Origin of the sequence: Pseudomonas sp. QTF5 (assembly GCF_000512695.2) — a bacterium.
Taxonomy (GTDB): Bacteria; Pseudomonadota; Gammaproteobacteria; order Pseudomonadales; family Pseudomonadaceae; genus Aquipseudomonas.
On sequence record NZ_AZRW02000030.1, the window covers coordinates 1 to 17,552 of the forward strand.

Annotated in this window: 14 protein-coding genes; 10 read left to right on the forward strand and 4 right to left on the reverse strand. The window is 57.4% G+C overall.

The features are described 5' to 3' along the window. Both IC37_RS20785 and IC37_RS20790 read left to right on the forward strand, forming a co-directional pair. The coding region (locus IC37_RS20785; RefSeq protein WP_371916341.1) for a hypothetical protein at positions 1–354 on the forward strand (354 nt) is incomplete at its 5' end. A 31-nt stretch (positions 355–385) separates the two neighbouring features. Beyond that, the gene (locus IC37_RS20790) at positions 386–748 is read left to right on the forward strand and encodes a Mor transcription activator family protein (protein WP_030128759.1); all 363 of its coding nucleotides are present in this window, start codon (positions 386–388) and stop codon (positions 746–748) included. Between the two features lie 258 nt (positions 749–1,006). Here IC37_RS20790 and IC37_RS20795 read toward each other — a convergent pair whose 3' ends face one another. Then, the gene (locus IC37_RS20795; RefSeq protein ID WP_030128758.1) at positions 1,007–1,201 is read right to left on the reverse strand and encodes a DUF6316 family protein; all 195 of its coding nucleotides are present in this window, start codon (positions 1,199–1,201) and stop codon (positions 1,007–1,009) included. A 200-nt stretch (positions 1,202–1,401) separates the two neighbouring features. On the opposite strand from IC37_RS20795, the gene IC37_RS20800 reads away from it, so the two are divergent. Beyond that, entirely contained in the window at positions 1,402–2,361 is a 960-nt protein-coding gene (locus IC37_RS20800; protein ID WP_030128757.1) for a DMT family transporter, read from the forward strand. Positions 2,362–2,492: 131 nt separating this feature from the next. Here IC37_RS20800 and IC37_RS20805 read toward each other — a convergent pair whose 3' ends face one another. Next, the gene (locus IC37_RS20805; RefSeq protein ID WP_030128756.1) at positions 2,493–3,887 is read right to left on the reverse strand and encodes a class II fumarate hydratase; all 1,395 of its coding nucleotides are present in this window, start codon (positions 3,885–3,887) and stop codon (positions 2,493–2,495) included. Positions 3,888–4,079: 192 nt separating this feature from the next. Here IC37_RS20805 and IC37_RS20810 point away from each other — a divergent pair, with 192 nt between their 5' ends. The 5 genes from IC37_RS20810 to IC37_RS20830 all read left to right on the forward strand — a co-directional run bounded on the left by IC37_RS20810 (position 4,080) and on the right by IC37_RS20830 (position 8,656). After that, positions 4,080–4,601 (forward strand): DUF2059 domain-containing protein, encoded by a 522-nt coding sequence (locus tag IC37_RS20810; protein WP_008071591.1) that lies wholly within the window; start codon positions 4,080–4,082, stop codon positions 4,599–4,601. 12 nt (positions 4,602–4,613) lie between these two features. After that, positions 4,614–4,913: a BolA family transcriptional regulator gene (locus IC37_RS20815; protein ID WP_008005913.1), complete on the forward strand. Its 300-nt coding sequence runs from the start codon at positions 4,614–4,616 to the stop codon at positions 4,911–4,913. 349 nt (positions 4,914–5,262) lie between these two features. Beyond that, complete coding sequence (locus IC37_RS20820; RefSeq protein WP_030128755.1) at positions 5,263–6,204, forward strand: rhodanese-related sulfurtransferase; 942 nt, start codon at positions 5,263–5,265, stop codon at positions 6,202–6,204. 39 nt (positions 6,205–6,243) lie between these two features. Beyond that, entirely contained in the window at positions 6,244–6,846 is a 603-nt protein-coding gene (locus tag IC37_RS20825; RefSeq protein ID WP_177409420.1) for a DsbA family protein, read from the forward strand. Continuing rightward, on the forward strand, positions 6,839–8,656 hold the full coding sequence (locus IC37_RS20830; protein WP_030128753.1) for an ABC transporter ATP-binding protein: 1,818 nt from the start codon (positions 6,839–6,841) through the stop codon (positions 8,654–8,656). The genes IC37_RS20825 and IC37_RS20830 overlap by 8 nt, the downstream gene beginning before the upstream one ends. Before the next feature lies 1 nt (position 8,657). Here the strand turns inward: IC37_RS20830 and IC37_RS20835 are convergent, their stop codons facing one another. Then, on the reverse strand, positions 8,658–12,830 hold the full coding sequence (locus tag IC37_RS20835) for a deaminase domain-containing protein (protein WP_030128752.1): 4,173 nt from the start codon (positions 12,828–12,830) through the stop codon (positions 8,658–8,660). A gap of 208 nt (positions 12,831–13,038) precedes the next feature. Here IC37_RS20835 and IC37_RS20840 point away from each other — a divergent pair, with 208 nt between their 5' ends. Together IC37_RS20840 and IC37_RS20845 are read left to right on the forward strand one after the other, a co-directional pair. Next, the gene (locus IC37_RS20840) at positions 13,039–15,498 is read left to right on the forward strand and encodes an EAL domain-containing protein (RefSeq protein WP_030128751.1); all 2,460 of its coding nucleotides are present in this window, start codon (positions 13,039–13,041) and stop codon (positions 15,496–15,498) included. 76 nt (positions 15,499–15,574) lie between these two features. After that, positions 15,575–16,336 carry a TenA family transcriptional regulator gene (locus IC37_RS20845; RefSeq protein WP_371916342.1) on the forward strand — a complete coding sequence of 254 codons (762 nt, stop codon included), beginning with the start codon at positions 15,575–15,577 and terminating at the stop codon, positions 16,334–16,336. Positions 16,337–16,476: 140 nt separating this feature from the next. On the opposite strand, the gene IC37_RS20850 is transcribed toward IC37_RS20845, so the two are convergent. Next, on the reverse strand, positions 16,477–17,403 hold the full coding sequence (locus IC37_RS20850; protein ID WP_030128749.1) for a GGDEF domain-containing protein: 927 nt from the start codon (positions 17,401–17,403) through the stop codon (positions 16,477–16,479). Positions 17,404–17,552: the final 149 nt, after the last annotated feature.

Below are 17,552 nucleotides of genomic sequence, written 5' to 3' on the forward strand. Positions count from 1 at the left end.
TCAGCGTGGAATCAATGTCCGGATGTTGGCGGAATGGGTGTCCGGATGGTCATGGAATCCGCACCGCTGGTTGAGCCGTTGAGCATTTTGACTGAAGCATTTCTGGCGAGGCTTTCGGCTATTAATGAGTTGACTCGGGAGATGCGTGAGGTCGGTATCGCGATTCAGCAGTTTGTGTTTCTGGATAACAGGATTTTTATTGAGCCGGACAGTGTTGGGCTCTTTATGCGCCGGTTTGGGAATCAGCTTCAGGGAATCCGCTATGTACCTTCGGGGAAATTTACCTGCAATAGCGTGGAGGTTCGCGGCGTAGATGTTGCCTGGTTGTCGCTGGTGAAGGAGCAGGATAAATGAGCCTGGCCCTTGATGCTGCGGTGGTGGATGAATGAGTGACTTCCGAAGCAAGGGGCCGGAACTGCTGATTGATCTGACTGAGCATGTGGCGGCGGCACTCAAGGAGTTGGTGTCGATGGAGGAAGCGGCTGCCCGTCATGTGGCCCAGGAGGTCGCCGACCGTATGGCGGCGCATTGGGGTGGGCAGAATGTCTATTTTCCAATGGGGCTGGCGGGCAAGTTGAGTCGCAGGGATCGTCAGATTTACGAGGAATTCAACGGTACCAACCAGAGCGACCTGGCGCGTAAGTGGGGGGTGTCGCTTCAGTGGATCTATAAGATCGTGAAGGCGGTCCGAAAGGATGAGATAGCGCGTCGTCAGGTCGATATGTTTGCCCCGTCAGTTGATGACTGAACGGGGCGTTTTCTGTTGCGTTGGCTGCAACTCTATTGCACAGGGTGTCCCAATTTGTGCCAGCCTATCCCGGAATGGACCGGATTTATCTCGCTTACTCGTTGGGATTTATCTCAGGCCTGAACAGTTAAGCCCTAAGTATTTTGTTGCCTGATCAGCCGCTTTCGCGAGCAAGCCCGCTCCCACATTTACCGAATTCCAACGTTGGACACGGTTAAATGTTGGAGCGGGCTTGCTCGCGAATGCAGACGCCGCGGTTTACCGGCTCATACACAAAAACTGCATCCGCTCGATATACGCGTGAATCTCACGCACCGCTGTCTCCCGGTCTTCAAACGGACCCTCCAGCGTGTGTTCCCGCGTGGTGAAATACAGCTCTCCATTCACACGACACAACCGGTCACAACGAAAGTGGGTGGCGGGGGCGTTGTCTTGGGCGCGCATGCCGTACATGGGCGATCTCCTGCGGATGACGGTTTCAATGAGCTTATGCATGAACCACTTGCCACGCCTGGCCACCTGATCGACGGCATATCGTCAACTTTATGGTGCGCCTGCACAGTTTCATTCGCGGCCCGTTGGCAACTGTCCCTGTGTCGCGCCCCGGTCTGAGCCTAGAATGGCCGTTTTCGCCAATCGGCTTCGGGGTCAGCATGCATATTTCATCGGGTCGCTGGGTTTATGGTCTGTGCCTGGCCTTGCTGACCGCGTTGCTGTGGGGAATCCTGCCGATCAAGCTCAAGCAAGTGCTGCTGGTGATGGACCCGGTGACGGTGACCTGGTTTCGCCTGCTGGTGTCCGGCGGTTGCTTGTTCATTTATCTGGCGGCGACGAAACGCCTGCCGAGTCGCAAAGTCCTCGGCCCGCGCGGTGGGTGGCTGGTGCTGATGGCGGTACTCGGACTGGTGGGCAACTACGTGCTGTACCTGATGGGGCTGAATTTGCTCAGCCCCGGCACCGCGCAGCTGGTGGTGCAAATGGGCCCGATCATGTTGCTGATCGCCAGTCTGTTCGTGTTCAAGGAACGGTTCAGCGTGGGGCAGGGGATTGGCCTGTTGGTGCTGCTGATCGGCTTCGCACTGTTTTTCAATCAGCGCTTGAGTGAACTGCTCACCTCCCTGACCGATTACACCGCTGGTGTGCTGATGGTGCTGTTGGCGTCCACGGTCTGGACCTTCTATGCCTTGGGCCAGAAGCAGTTGCTCACGGTGTGGAATTCGTTGCAGGTGATGATGGTGATTTACCTGTTCTGCGCGCTGTTGCTGACGCCATGGGTGCATCCGCTGGAGGCGCTGCAACTGAGCCCGCTGCAAGGCTGGTTGCTGCTGGCGTGCTGTTTGAACACGCTGATCGCTTATGGCGCCTTTGCCGAAGCCCTGGCCCATTGGGAAGCCTCGCGGGTCAGTGCGACGCTGGCGATCACGCCGCTGGTGACCTTTGCCGCCGTAGCCATGGCCGCTTGGTTATGGCCGGAGTATGTGCATGCCGAGCAGATCAATGGCCTGGGTTATGGCGGGGCGGTGTTGGTGGTATTTGGGTCGGCGCTGGTGGCGTTGGGGCCGTCGTTGATGGCGGGGCTCAGGGCCCGGAAGGTGCGGATGGCAGCCAGTTAGACCGCGTTATCGTTCTTCGCGAGCAAGCCCGCTCCCACATTTAACCGAGTTCTTACTGTAAGAATGCGATCAAATGTGGGAGCGGGCTTGCTCGCGAAGACTGACTGTCAGGCACTAAATCACTTTCAGATTCACCCCTGCTTACCAGCCTCCAGCATATCCTCTGGCCTCACCCACGCCTCGAACTCTTCATCCGTCAGATACCCCAGCTGCAACGCCGCCTCACGCAAGGTCAGTCCTTCGCTGTAAGCCTTCTTGGCAATCTCCGCCGACTTGTCGTAGCCAATATGCGGATTCAGCGCCGTCACCAGCATCAAACCTCGTTCCAGATGCTCAGCCATTTTCTCGGCATCCGGCTCCAGCCCGGCGATGCAATGCTGCTGGAAGTTGCTGCAGCCATCGCCCAGCAAGCGGATCGATTGCAGCAGGTTATGGATGATCACCGGTTTGAACACGTTCAATTGCAGGTGGCCCTGACTGGCGGCAAAACCGATGGCAACGTCATTGCCCAATACCTGACAGGCCAGCATTGACAGGGCTTCGCACTGAGTCGGGTTGACCTTGCCGGGCATGATCGAGCTGCCCGGCTCATTGGCCGGCAGTTTCACTTCGGCAAACCCCGCTCGCGGCCCGGAGCCCAGCAGGCGCAGGTCGTTGGCGATTTTCATCAGGGTTACGGCAAGGGTTTTCAGTGCGCCGGAGAGGGTGACCAACGGCTCGTGGCCGGCAAGAGCCGCAAATTTATTGGGGGCCGTAACGAACGGCAGGCCGGAGAGGGCGGCCAGTTCAGCAGCGATCGCTTCGCCAAAACCGTGGGGCGAGTTCAATCCGGTGCCGACTGCGGTGCCGCCCTGAGCCAGCTCACAGACGGCCGGCAGCGCGCTGCGGATCGCCCGCTCGGCGTAATCCAGTTGCGCGATGAACGCCGAGAGTTCCTGGCCGAAAGTCATCGGCGTGGCGTCCATCATATGGGTACGACCGGTCTTGACCAGTTTCATGTGCCGCGCGGACAACTCCGCCAACCCGCCAGACAACTCGCTGATCGCCGGCAGCAAATGCTGCTGCACCGCCTGAACCGTTGCTATGTGCATGGCCGTGGGAAAGCAATCGTTGGAACTCTGGGAACGGTTGACGTGATCGTTGGGATGCACCGGCGTCTTGCCGCCGCGCGGATTGCCGGCCAGTTCGTTGGCGCGACCGGCGATCACTTCGTTGACGTTCATGTTGCTCTGGGTACCGCTGCCGGTCTGCCAGACCACCAGCGGGAACTGATCGTCATGGTCGCCGTCGAGCACTTCGTCGGCGGCCTGTTCGATAAGCCGGGCGATGTCGGCGGGCAGGTCGCCATTGCGATCGTTGACGCGCGCCGCGGCTTTCTTGATCAGGGCCAGGGCATGCAGCACCGCCAGCGGCATGCGCTCGTTGCCGATGGCGAAGTTGATCAGCGAGCGTTGCGTCTGAGCGCCCCAGTAAGCGTCATCCGGGACTTCTACCTGGCCCAGGCTGTCGGTTTCGATACGGCTCATCATGCACACTCCTGTCGGTCTGATAGCGCAGTTTAGGCCGTGATCGCCGGTCGTGGTTCCATCAGTCTGGAATTTGACCGTTCAACCCCTCTAAATCAGGTGCGAAAAGGCTTGGGGTTGAGTGACACACTTTTTTAGGTGCAGAATGGTCGCCCTTGAGGTTTTGCCTCGCCTGCTAGAAAAGGAAACTCGATGACTCGTCTTCGTGCCATCTGTACCGCGGTTGCACTGGTTTGCGCCAGCGGCCAGGTTTTTGCCGATACCGCCAGCCACAACGCCAGTGCCGAAGCTTTCCTGACCCTGGCGCACGCTGACAAACTGGGCACTCCGGTGTACATGCAAGTGCAGCAAATGTTCGCTCAGCGCTTTGAACAGACCAAAGCCCCTGAATCGAAAAAAGCCCTGCTGGAAACCTACCAGGCCAAGGCCAACGCCGCTCTGGACGCAGCCATTGGCTGGAACAAGCTGAAGCCGGACATGGTCAAGCTTTACACCACCAATTTCAGCGAATCCGAGCTCAAGGATCTGGTTGCGTTCTACCAGTCGCCACTGGGCAAGAAAGTCCTGGAAAAAATGCCGCAGCTGACTCAGCAATCGGCCCAGATGACCCAAGCCAAGCTGGAAAGCGCGGTGCCTGTGGTCAACAAACTGCTGGCTGACATGACGGCCGAGCTTGAGCCTAAAGGCGCCGCTCCTGCCAAGAAAAAGCCTTAAGCGGAGTTCGGGATGACCATGCAACAACGCATCGAATCGACGCTGGGGCTGTTACAGCCCGAGCACCTGCAAGTGCTGGATGAAAGCCACATGCACAGCCGTGGGTTACAGACTCACTTCAAGGCGGTAGTGGTCAGCCAGCAGTTCGAAGGCCTCAATCGCGTCAAGCGTCACCAGAAGGTGTATGGCACTTTGGGCGAACTGATGGGCGAGTTCCATGCGTTGGCGCTGCATACCTACACGCCGCAAGAATGGGCACAGATCGACGCGGCTCCGGCTTCGCCGACCTGTGCTGGCGGCAGCAAACATTAATGTGACGGGCTGAAGAGCTGAAGGCTGAAGGGCTGTTGTGGCGAGGGAGTCCGCCCAGCCTGCGATGAGGCTGCGCTGTCGCGCAGAGAACATGCCGATAAATCGGCAAATAAATTTANACTGCGAAGCAGTCCCAAAACCTGCAACAGCGCTCTGTCTGAAAGAGTGCAGTCGCCAGCATTACGACTGCTTCGCAGCCGAGCGGGAGCAAGCTCCCTCGCCACAAAGGCACCTCGCAGTCCTAAAATCACACCGTTTTTGCTAGAATCCGCAACGCGCCGCTCACCCGGCGCGTTTTTTTTCGCATCCGGTTCACCCTTTACGAGGGTAGCCACCTGGAGAATTACCCATGACACAACAGATTGTCGTGGCGGCACTGTATAAGTTCGTCACCCTGGAAGATTACGTCGCCCTGCGCGAGCCGCTGCTGCAAGCAATGGTCGACAACGGCATCAAAGGCACGCTGCTGATCGCCGAAGAAGGCATCAACGGCACCGTGTCCGGCAGTCGCGAAGGCATTGACGGGCTGATGGCCTGGCTCAAGAACGACCCCCGCATGGACGACATCGACCACAAAGAGTCGTACTGCGATGAGCAGCCGTTCTACCGCACCAAAGTCAAACTCAAGAAAGAAATCGTCACCCTCGGCGTCGACGGTGTAGACCCGAACAAAAAGGTCGGCACCTACGTCGATCCAGAAAACTGGAATGCACTGATCAGCGATCCTGAAGTGCTGTTGATCGACACCCGCAACGACTATGAAGTCTCGATCGGCACCTTCGAAGGCGCTATCGATCCGAAGACCACCAGTTTTCGAGAATTCCCCGACTACATCAAAGCCAATTTCGACCCGGCCGTGCACAAGAAAGTCGCGATGTTCTGCACCGGCGGCATTCGCTGCGAAAAGGCTTCGAGCTACATGCTCAGCCAGGGTTTCGATGAGGTCTATCACCTCAAGGGCGGCATTCTGAAGTACCTCGAAGAGGTGCCGCAGGAAGAAACCAAATGGCAGGGCGACTGCTTCGTGTTCGATAACCGTGTGACCGTGCGCCACGACCTCAGCGAAGGCGACTACGATCAATGTCATGCCTGTCGTACGCCCATCAGCGTGGAAGACCGCGCATCCGAGCATTACGTGGCCGGCATCAGTTGCCCGCATTGCTGGGATAAGCTGAGCGAGAAAACCCGTCGCAGTGCTATCGACCGGCAGAAGCAGATCGAACTGGCCAAGGCGCGCAACCTGCCGCACCCGATTGGTTATAACTACAAGCAAACTCCTTCCGAGGCTTGAACCATGTCTGCACGTCGCCTGCTCTATGTGATGGACCCGATGTGTTCCTGGTGCTGGGGTTTTGCGCCAGTGGCCAACGCGCTGGTCGAGCAGGCGCAGGCAGCGGGGGTGGACGTGCATTTGGTCGTCGGCGGTTTGCGCACCGGCAGCGGCTCAGCGCTGGAGCCGACCACCCGGCGCTACATCCTTGAGCACTGGCAGGCGGTCCACGAGGCTACCGGCCAACCGTTCAAGTTTGAAGGCGCGCTGCCCGACGGGTTTGTCTACGACACCGAGCCTGCGTGTCGGGCGCTGGTGACGGCGCGCAGCCTGGCGCCGGATTGCGCGTGGAAACTGCTCGGGTTGATCCAGCATGCGTTCTACGCCGAAGGTCGCGACGTCACCCACGCCAGCGTGTTGGTGGAGCTGGCAGAGCAAGCCGGTGTGCCGCGCATCGAATTCGCCGCCGCGTTCGACCGTGCCGATATGCACGCCGCGACCGCTGCCGATTTCACCTGGGTGCAGGACCTGGGCATTGCCGGTTTCCCAACCTTGCTGGCAGAGCGTGATGGTCAATTGGCGTTGCTGACCAATGGCTATCAACCTCTTAGTGTGTTGTCACCGTTGCTCGGCCGCTGGCTGGAGCGCGCTGCCTGTGCATGACCTGCCCGACGCTGTTCCAGCCCCTGCACGTGTCGACCGTCTGAGCTGGGCGGAAATCCGTCGCCTGGCCCTTCACCATAAAAAATCCCTGTGGATCGCCAACGGCGTCGCCGTGTTGGCAACGCTGTGCAGCGTGCCGATCCCCTTGCTGTTGCCGTTGCTGGTGGACGAAGTACTGCTGGGCCACGGCGACGCCGCGTTGAAAATCATGAACCACGCGCTGCCCGACGTCTGGCAGAAAGCCGCGGGTTACATTGGTCTGATGTTGTTGGTGACCCTGGCGCTGCGTTGCGCCGCGTTGTTGTTCAACGTGGTGCAGGCGAAATTGTTTGCGGCGCTGGCCAAGGACATCGTGTACCGGATTCGGGTGCGGCTGATCGAACGGCTCAAATGTATCTCGCTGGGCGAATACGAAAGCCTGGGCAGCGGCACGGTGACCACGCACCTGGTCACCGACCTCGACACGCTGGACAAATTCGTCGGCGAAACCCTCAGTCGTTTCCTCGTGGCCATGCTGACGCTGGTGGGCACCGCCTCCATCCTGATGTGGATGCACTGGAAACTCGCGCTGCTGATCCTGCTGTTCAATCCGCTGGTGATCTATGCCACGGTGCAGTTGGGCAAACGGGTCAAACACCTGAAGAAACTCGAGAACGACAGCACCTCGCGCTTCACCCAGGCCTTGACCGAAACCCTGGATGCGATCCAGGAAGTGCGCGCTGGTAATCGCCAGGGCTTTTTCCTCGGGCGGTTGGGTCAGCGAGCCCGGGAAGTGCGCGATTACGCAGTGAACTCGCAGTGGAAAACCGATGCATCGAACCGCGCCAGCGGCTTGCTGTTCCAGTTCGGCATCGATATTTTCCGTGCCGCGGCCATGCTCACTGTGCTGTTTTCCGACCTGTCCATCGGCCAGATGCTGGCCGTGTTCAGCTACCTGTGGTTCATGATCGGTCCGGTGGAACAACTGCTCAACCTGCAGTACGCCTTTTACGCCGCCGGCGGTGCACTGTCGCGAATCAACGAATTGCTGGCCCGCGCCGATGAGCCGCAATACACCGGCAGTGTCGATCCGTTCCAGGGGCGCGACACGGTGGGCATCGAAGTTCAGGGATTGAGTTTCGGCTACGGCGACGAGTTGGTGTTAAACCAAATGAACCTGTCGATTGCCCCCGGTGAAAAAGTCGCGATTGTCGGCGCCAGCGGCGGTGGCAAAAGCACGCTGGTGCAGTTGCTGCTGGGTTTGTACACGCCGCTGGCCGGCACCATCCGTTTCGGTGGTTCGACTCAGCAAGAGATCGGCCTGGAAACCGTGCGTGAAAATGTCGCCGTGGTCTTGCAGCATCCAGCACTGTTCAACGACACCGTGCGCGCCAACCTGACCATGGGCCGCGAACGCAGCGACGAAGCCTGCTGGCAGGCATTGGAAATTGCTCAACTGCACAACACGGTGCGTGAATTGCCCAATGGACTGGACAGTATTGTCGGGCGCTCCGGTGTGCGGCTATCCGGTGGTCAGCGTCAACGTTTGGCGATTGCGCGGATGGTGTTGGCTGAACCCAAAGTGGTCATCCTCGACGAGGCCACGTCCGCCCTGGACGCGGCCACCGAATACAACCTGCACCAGGCACTGGCGCGGTTCTTGAGCAACCGCACCACGCTGATCATTGCGCACCGGTTGTCGGCCGTGAAGCAGGCCGACCGGGTGCTGGTGTTCGATGGTGGGCAAGTTGCCGAGGATGGCGACCATCAGCAATTGATTGCTGATGGGGGTTTGTACGCCAGGCTTTATGGGCATTTGCAGCAGCATTAGGTCAGTGCCACAGGACGTTAAGGGCGTTTTCCCCTCCGTCGAAACCGAATTCCTTCATTACTACCGAGCACGAGTTGCAAGGTGGCATGGTGGTGGCGACGTCGACTGATTTGATCGATTGGGGGGTGGGGTATTTCTCGCGGATTACACCGATCAACTTGCTCTCGCTGTCCAGTGAGGTCGGTGCGCTGGTCAATGTCGGTGTATAGGTGTCGATGTCTTTTATGGTGTGTGGCACGGCCAGAAGTTTGCCCTCGGGTGTCACGTTCAGAGAAGTGCCGGGGTGTGGCTGATTGAGATCAATATTGAAGTACGTCGTTTCTCCGACCTTCACATGATCTGCCCCCAGGTTTTGTTTGAACAATGGCAAACTCCCAGTCGTCCCCTGCGCTCCTGAAACGCTGACATAAACTTCCCGCATTCCCCCCGCGGTGGTTACTTCGGCGTACGCGATGTTTCTCGGGTTGCGAGTGCGCTGGCTTCGAGGGACCAGGTTCTGGAGCTTTTTCATCGTGCTGTCGATCCGTAGGGCGCTGTCCACATTCCTCGGTTTGATAGTCGGTTCAAGGAACAACGTATCGAATATTTCTATCGTCCTCTGGCGGAACACTTCCGGTGCCTCCTTGCTGCGTGACCAGTTTTTCGCACCGTCTGGCAGTCGGGTGACAATCATTCGAGTTGAGTGATCAAACAGGACCGCCTCCCCCGGACTGGTATCGACCTTGAGCAGCTTGAGCGTATCGGGTGGATTTACATGGCCGCCAATCGGAATGGCAATTTCTTGCATTGTTTTCAACGCACGTTCCACCGCTTCCGTACCGTGAATCCTTGCCACATTGTTGGCATTCAACGATCCGGTGTAGACAGTCAGCAATTCTGCTTTGAGATCTTCCGGCAATGTGGAAGCTTTCTTGAAATTCAGCGTGTCTCTTATGCTTTGACCTTGTGCCAGTTCGGCGACGTAAAAAGATCCAGCGTCCAGCCGGGTGAACACATAGCGCTTCGAATCATCTATCGCCGGGATGATGGTGGCACCAGCCTGAAAGGTATCAAATTGATTCTGGTTCCCGTAGGGAAGACTCACTTTGATCCTCCCATAAATTCCTTTTTGGAACTCCACCGTAGCCGGGAGCCGACTTTTTTTCTTCAAGGTTTTAAGTAACATCGCCCGATCCGCAGTGGCCGGCGTATAGATACTGTCTCCGAACCACGGCGCCCAGCCTTTGTTTTCGTCGAAACTGCCAATGGCCGGCGTCGGTGCCGGATCACGGGTGACGAATTTGGTCGCGCATACATCGGCACCCGGGCTACGCCGTACCCGACAAGGCAAGGATCTGAGCATCGCCTGATCATCGATCAGGTCGGCGCGGCGCAGTTGGTTGCCGTCCAGACGATAGGGGACATCATCAACAAACAGCGTGGTTCGCCCATCGACCTCAAGTACTTCACGGATATGGGCGTGTTCCGGAAGTTCTGCCAGCACGTGGGATTCGGTCGGAGGCAGGGTCTTGAAGGTTGAGCGGCCCTGCACAAGGTTTCGGTGGTTATTGTGCAGACGTGGGCCATAAGGCAAGGATGTCACCGGGTCGACGAGATGAAATCGTTTCAAACCCGTCGGGCCGGTATTGCGCATGAGTACATCATCAACCCCATTGATTGTCGCCAGTTGATCACCGTTTGCCAGCGGTCTCCAGCGCCCGGGATCGATTGCCTGGGGCATGTTGTGGACCAGGCGGTAGCTGTCGGCCTGTCCTGTCAGTTTCTTGATGCTGCCAAGACTTATGCGGCCAGCTGCGAGCAGCCCATTCCTGGCGCCGCTTCCCATCGTTTTCAACAGCGACGGAATGCCGTCAAGCGGGTTGAGGTTTCTCAGCGAAGTAGTCAGAAGTTTGCCGGCCAACGTTGAAAAAGACGGCAGGCTGGCTTTGGCGGCCATGCGTGATGCTCCTGCTGCAAGCCTGATCAAACGCACCGAACCCGATATGAATTTTCCGATAGGGCAGAGGAACGAGGCCAGATCAACCAAGAGTCCGACCCCTCCGAGGATTTTGTTCGTGGTACCGCCCGACATAAGATCTTCAATGCTGCCCCAGAAAGGTACGAATCCTTTGACAAACGCTACGAATGTTTCCCGCCGTTGCTCACCTTCAGCTCTCATTATGTCGAATTGCGTCATCCCGCGAGCCTGGTCACGCAACTGCTGTTCATCGACGTAGAGAAAGTTCGATGCAATGTAGTGGGCCACGGTATTCAGTCGGGATGTCAGCGCGGTTACTTCACCGCCGATCGCGGTTGAGTCGGGTAGTACAACTGCCGGCATATGTCCCACCACATCGAGAAATCCAATGCAGGATGCCCGTTTCGCGGGCTCATTGCCTTTTGAATGAGCGGTCCAGTCGAGCAGGAGCGAAGTGCTGAGATTGCGCTCAGGATCATAGGTTTGTCCGGGGATTGAGGCATGCAATGGAAATTCGACGTTTTCCCCTGCGATTATCGAAGACCTCAATCCGGTTCGTAGACGAATGACGCCGGCACTCGGAATGAGTTCGTAGTAGGTGATTTCATTCTGGTGGGTCACCTTTAAAACGAAACCCTTTCTTGCTCGCTTATTTTCTGATCGTCCGTACCTCCCATCTCGTGAGCGCAGGCTCAGCACCTGAACGGCACCTTGTTCCAGCGCCCGCCGGTCAGCCAGTGGCAATGAGGCCAGTAGACTGACGATCAGAGCCTGATAGGCTGCTCTGATGGTGGTGAGATAGTTCCTGAAGCCGGTTTCAAACTGCGCGTTGATGTCCGGCAACGTCTTGCCAGATAGCTTGAGGGGTCGCCCGAAAAAGATCGGTCTGGAAACACCATGGTGGTCCTTTCCCATGGCATGGTAATTTCGCTTGTCATCGATCCTGAACGTTTGGTTGGTTCGCGTTTTGCCATCGGAGTTGGTGATAGACCATGTTTGTCCGTCATCGAATTGACCGTCTGCATAGAGGTCCAGAAACCTGTGTCCTGACAGCTTCAAGGTCGGCATGTCTTTGAACCCCAAAGCGCTTGGTCGCACCTCAGGCAAGAACCTGCGCCCATCCGATTCGAACGTATCAGCACCAAACAGATCGTCTTTCAGCTGTTTGGCCATCTTCATTCTTTCAGGGGGTGGTATATCCAGCGCCATCACGGCTTTGCTGAGGCTTTTGTTTTGGCTTTCCAGTGCCGTCATCGCCCGCTCGATATCTTCCTTGTCGTAGTCCGATGCCGTGCGCGACTTTACGACACCCATGCAGACCGCCCATTCCAGAGCAGGACTCAACCGCAGTCGCGCAATGGTCTCAAGTTGTTCGGGCGAGGCGCCGACGCTGTGCTCCAGCGGCAGGTCTACGAGCTGTTGAAAGGACAATGGTTGCGATCGATTCAAGCCGAGCTCATCGGCCAGCAGCACTCCGTGCATGAAGTTCACCCACACCACTGAACTCTTGTAACGAAGTTCGGATGGGATATCGCGTACGGCGAAATCCTTTGAAAGCCGGGTCTGGAATACGTGCGCCAGTAATATCGCCTCCTTGGTCGTGATGACACGCCGGGTGTGCAGCAAGTGTTGTTCGAAATCGCTGCGCAGGGTCTGATAACTTTTTCCCCAGTTTGACGGGTCTTGCCAGCGGAAGCCGGCGAGCTCTTGCGGCTCGTCGGCCGATGGCGCTTGAAGGTAAAGGCATATAGCTTTGCAAACCAATTGATGGCGTACGGCGGCCGGCGTCTGTTCGCCGGGCAGTACACCGTACCACTTGAGCTTTTTGAACAGTCGTTCTGCCAGATCGAGCGTTTCGGTGGAGTTCAGTATCCGCAGGAGGAATACCGAGGGCGTCGCGCGCACTTCCTCGGGAGACGCGAGACGCAATACATCACCGCTCAGGTGACGGATCAACGAGGACTTGCCGGTCATGAAGTTTTTTACAGTGTCGACGATTTGGGCATTGATGCCTTTTGCCTTGTACAGGTCGATGGTCGTGGATTGCGCAAGGGCAGGTGTCGTGAGTACCAAGGCCTTGAACTGTTTTCGGTCCCGGGCGGTAGGTTGGGGAATCAATGCGTCGATATCCGGGCCGTCATCAAGTCCCAGCGTTTGTCTGGCGCGAAGCTCTGCGTTGGCGGCTGTGTCGGGTGCAGTTAAAGCTGTCGATGTCATGTCGTACTCCTTATGAACGAGTTCCCGTACGGAGGGAAAACCTGAAGTACCCAGTAAATCGATCTTCATATCTGCTGTGGCTGTACATATATATGCCGGGACGCACTGTGGCCGATCCGCCGCTTGCCGGAACCGGGAACGCCTCCTAGTCTAGAGAGGATGGCCTGATAAAGAAGGACGATCAGGCAGTGCTCATGCAAGGAACCCCATGAAGCAAAAAAGGACTCTCGGAACCCCTCGGTTGTTGGGCATCGTCTGGCCTTTTATCGCCGTCGTGTTATTTCAGGCACTGTTGGGGGGCGTCAGCCTTTACGTTCTTTCGGCGGTTCGCGGCTACGTCGGCGGTGAAAGCCTGTGGTCCAAGGGCCAGAAAGACGCCATCTATTACCTCAATCTCTACGCCGACAGTCGCGACGAAACGATTTTTCTCAAATATCAGAATGCGATTGCGGTACCTCAGGGTGGCCATGAGTTGCGTCTGGCGCTGGATCATCAGCCACCGAATATCGAGGCGGCGCGAATCGCGATCCTCAAGGGCGGCAATCACCCGGACGACGTTTCCAGCCTGATTTGGCTGTACCTCAATTTCCGGCACTTCAGTTACCTTGAAAAAGCCATCGAACTCTGGGCAGTCGGTGATGCGTACCTGGTGCGACTCGATGATGTCGCGCGCGAGATGCATCAGCGCTTTTCCGATAGCCAAGTCACCGATGCCGATGTCAAACGCTGGAAAGACCAGATTTTTGCCATCAACGATGGCGTGACGCCTGCCGCCAAAGCGTTCAGCGATGCCTTGGGTGAAGGCTCGCGGTTGATTCTCCGGCTGCTGTTGGTGACGAACCTCGCCACCGCGCTGGGTTTGATTGTGTTGGCCCTGTTGCGTACCCACAAACTGCTCAAGCAGCGTCATGCCTTCGCCGATGCCTTGCAGTTGGAGAAAGACCGGGCGCAGATCACTCTGCAATCGATTGGCGACGGGGTGATCACCACGGACGTCGAGGGCGCGATCGCCTACATGAATCCGGCTGCCGAGGCCTTGACTCACTGGAAGGCCGAACAGGCGGTGGGGTTGCCGTTGGCAGCGCTGTTCAATCTGCTGGACGAGAACGCTCAGGCTGACGGTTTTACCTTGATCGAGCACATTTTGAACGGTCAGCTCAGCGGTGGCAGCGAGCATTCCAAACTGATCCAGCGCCTGGATGGCAGCACGGTTTCGGTCACTCTGGTCGGCGCGCCGATCCGCAACGCGGGCAAGGTCAGTGGCACCGTGCTGGTGCTGCATGACATGACCCAGGAGCGGCAATACATCGCCACGCTGTCCTGGCAGGCGACTCATGACGCCCTGACCGGACTGGCCAACCGCCGCGAGTTCGAATATCGCCTCGAACAGGCCCTGCATAACCTGACGCGCCAAGCGGGGCGTCACACCTTGATGTTTCTCGATCTGGATCAATTCAAACTGGTCAACGACACCTGCGGTCATGCGGCGGGCGACGAACTGTTGCGGCATATCTGTGCGTTGTTGCAATCAGGTCTGCGCGAAGGTGACACCTTGGCGCGCTTGGGTGGCGACGAGTTCGGCATTCTGTTGGAAAACTGTGCGCCGGAAGCGGCCGAGAAAATCGCCGAAGGCCTGCGCCAGAACGTGCAGAACCTGCACTTTGTCTGGAAAGGCCGGCCGTTCGTGACCACCGTGAGTATCGGTCTGATGCATGTGGCCCAGAGCCCGGCCACCCTTGAAGCTTCGCTGCGTGCCGCTGACATGGCCTGCTATATGGCCAAGGAAAAGGGCCGAAACCGGGTTCAGGTCTATCACGCCGACGACTCGGAGCTGTCCCTGCGCTTTGGCGAAATGGCCTGGGTGCAGCGCCTGCACGTGGCGTTGGAAGAAGACCGCTTCTGTCTGTACGCGCAGGAAATCGCACCCCTTGGCGCGGGCGAGCAGGGCCGCGGGCATATCGAAATCCTGCTGCGCCTGCATGACGAAGCGGGGCGCATGATCTTGCCGGACAGTTTCATTCCGGCCGCCGAGCGTTACGGTTTGATGACGTCGATTGACCGTTGGGTGGTGGAGAACGTTTTCAAGGTCATTGCCCAATGCATCGAGCAAGAGCGCGAAGGGCCGTTGGCCATGTGTGCGATAAATCTGTCAGGTATTACTATCGGAGATGAGGCGTTTCTGGACTTCCTCCGTGAACAATTTGTTGCATACTCGATTCCGCCTGAAATGATTTGTTTTGAAATCACAGAAACCAGCGCCATTTCAAATTTGCGCAGTGCGATTAGATTTATCAATGAACTCAAAGGTTTAGGTTGTCATTTTTCGCTAGATGACTTTTGCGCCGGTATGTCCTCATTCGCTTACTTGAAACATTTACCTGTAGACTTCCTGAAGATCGACGGAAGTTTCGTAAAGGATATGCTGGACGACCCGATTAACCGCGCTATGGTCGAAGTGATCAATCACATCGGTCATGTCATGGGTAAGCGCACGATTGCCGAGTTCGTTGAAACACCTCAGATCGAGCAGGCATTGCTGGAGATCGGGGTGGATTACGCTCAAGGGTATGTGATTGAACGCCCGCATCTGTTTACCCTGGATAGTCTGCAAAGTCGTCCTGCCCGGCCCCGACCTTTATTGTTCAAGGCGCCAGGCACGTTCCGTTGAAACTCTTGCCGATCTAAAAATCACAATCAAAAGGAGCGCGACAGTGATCGACACATTCAACAGAACCGGACCACTCATGGAAGCTGCAAGTTATCCCGCCTGGGCTCAGCAACTGATCCAGGATTGCAGCGAGAGCAAGCGCCGGGTAGTCGGACACGAACTGTATCAACGCATGCGAGATAACAAACTCAGCGCAAAAACCATGCGTCAGTACCTTATTGGTGGCTGGCCGGTGGTCGAACAGTTCGCGTTATACATGGCACAGAACCTGACAAAGACCCGTTTTGCGCGTTCCCCTGGCGAAGACATGGCGCGTCGCTGGCTGATGCGCAACATTCGCGTCGAATTGAACCATGCCGATTACTGGGTGCATTGGAGCCGTGCTCACGGTATCAGCCTGGAAGATCTGCAAGCCCAACTGGTGGCCCCTGAGCTTCACGCCTTGAGCCACTGGTGCTGGCACACCAGTTCGTCGGATTCGCTGATCGTGGCCATTGCCGCCACCAACTACGCCATCGAAGGGGCGACCGGAGAGTGGTCGGCCCTGGTTTGCTCCAATGGTGTCTACGCGGCTTCATTCCCCGAGGAGGATCGCAAGCGGGCCATGAAGTGGTTGAAGATGCACGCCCAGTATGACGATGCCCACCCGTGGGAAGCGCTGGAAATCATCTGCACCCTGGCAGGCATGAACCCGAGCAAAGCGCTGCAAGTGGAATTGCGCCAGGCTGTCTGCAAGAGTTACGACTACATGTATCTGTTCCTGGAACGTTGCATGCAGTTGGAGCTGGCAGGGAAAGCCCCGGTAGCCCGTGAGCGGATGGCGTTGGCCGAAAGCTGATCCTCTGAAAGCAACACAAACCAAATGTGGGAGCGGGCTTGCTCGCGAAAGCGGTCTGACATTCAGCATCTCTGTTGAATGTTAAGCCGCCTTCGCGAGCAAGCCCGCTCCCACATGGGTTATGCAGCGTTGCTGAAATATCAGCCCGCCATCGCCAGGCGATTACGCCCCTCGCGCTTGGCCACATACAGGGCACTGTCGGCCCGTCGCAGCAGACTCTCAGCAGATTCGCCGGGCAACAGCGTCGAGCAACCGATGCTGACCGTCAGCTCGATCATCTTGCCCTCGGCCACATAGTCCTGGGCTTGCGCCGCAAACCTCAGCCTTTCACCGACCATGGCCGCGGCCTCGCGGCTGGTGTTGGAAAGCAGAATCAGGAATTCTTCGCCACCAAACCGGAACACCATGTCGACGTTGCGCAACTGATTTTTGATCGAGGCTGCGACGGCTTTCAGCACGTCATCGCCGGCACTGTGCCCGTAAGTGTCGTTGATGCGTTTGAAGTGATCGATGTCCAGCATCAGCAGTGAAAGAGGCTGCGAGTGTCGCCGCGACATCTCGATTTCCCGATGCAGCGTCTGATCCATAGCGATGCGGTTGCCCGTGTCGGTCAGCGGATCACGCAATGCACTTTGGGTCGCCGCTCGGTAGAGCAGGGCATTTCGCATGGGGAAGAGCAGGGTGGACAATAATGACTCCAAATTGCCCTGTTCCTGTTCGCTGAAGCGTTGATTGCGACGAAACACCAGCTCACCCAATTGCTCACCTTCATGGCTGAGGCTGTAGCTGATTGAATGATGACCCCGCGCGCCGAATAGCAGGCGCAAGTCACTGGGCTGATGCTCATAACTCAAGGCATCCAGCGGCACAAGGTGCTGAATTTCGCGGAAGAAAAGCCCGAGAATGCGTTGCGGCTCAAGACTGGTTTGCAGTTGCAGGCCCAGCTCCTGGCGCAACTGCGCAAGACTGGCGGGTCGCTCCAGGAGGGGAGGCTGCTGACCAAAGCCCAGGCGTTGCAATTTGGCATTGTCGAAGTCAATTGCGTTGGTCTGGGAAGGTGATTTCATATGGCGTGAGCCCCTAAGCAGTAAGGCTGTCTTACAGGCTGGGTGAGAGCGGCTTTGGGCTGCGCGTCATACTGGTCCATCAGTCCCGTAGGACATTTGGCACGAGTTTAGTCCGCTTTGCCGAAGATTAGTAACCTCCCGGCTCAAGC